The sequence below is a fragment of the Burkholderia sp. RF7-non_BP4 genome (genome assembly GCF_001521935.1).
GTDB lineage: Bacteria > Pseudomonadota > Gammaproteobacteria > Burkholderiales > Burkholderiaceae > Burkholderia > Burkholderia diffusa.
In genome coordinates this window covers 1-540 of the sequence record NZ_LOTA01000042.1, presented here as the reverse complement: position 1 = coordinate 540, position 540 = coordinate 1, and the positions used below count along the sequence as shown (strand labels likewise).

Sequence of the window (540 nt, the reverse complement as noted above, 5' to 3'; positions counted from 1 at the left end):
CCGTTAAAAGAGACGGCGCTGACGGTGCAGGAGCTGGCGATCAAGGTGATCGACGTCCTGCCGCCGATCATCTCGCGCACGGTCGATGCGCCATCGAACCTGACGTTGCTCGCGCACCTTTGGTATGCGGACTATTCGCGCTCGGCCGAGCTGCTGCGCCTGAATCCGCGAATCCGCAATCCGAACTTCATCCAGCGGGGAGATACTGTCCGTGGCTTCGCCCAATAACGACGTGACGCTGTTGATCGGCGGCAAGGCGCACAGCGCCTGGTCGTCGTATTCGATCGATTCCGATCTGCTGACGCCGGCCGACGCATGGGACGTGCGTCTCACGCGCCCGCACGGCAAGATGCCGGACAGCGTCAAATCAGGTTCCGCCGTCGAGGTGAAGGTTGGCGACGAAACGGTGTTGGTCGGCTACGTTGACAACGTGCGCCGCCGCACCAGCAAGACCGAGAAGACGCTGTCGATCAGCGGCCGTGACTATGCCGCGATCCTGCGCGATTGCTCGGCCCCGATCTTTACCGCGAAGCAAGTCAC

1 protein-coding gene and 1 pseudogene are annotated in these 540 nt (G+C 62.6%); both read left to right on the top strand.

Going from position 1 to position 540, the window contains the following annotated elements:
* Nucleotides 1-228: pseudogene (locus tag WS49_RS35660) on the top strand (multidrug DMT transporter permease); the annotation flags it as partial.
* Nucleotides 212-540 (top strand): phage baseplate assembly protein (locus WS49_RS17210; protein WP_373557196.1); only part of this gene is annotated, 329 nt, incomplete at its 3' end. The pseudogene WS49_RS35660 and the gene WS49_RS17210, both read left to right, overlap by 17 nt.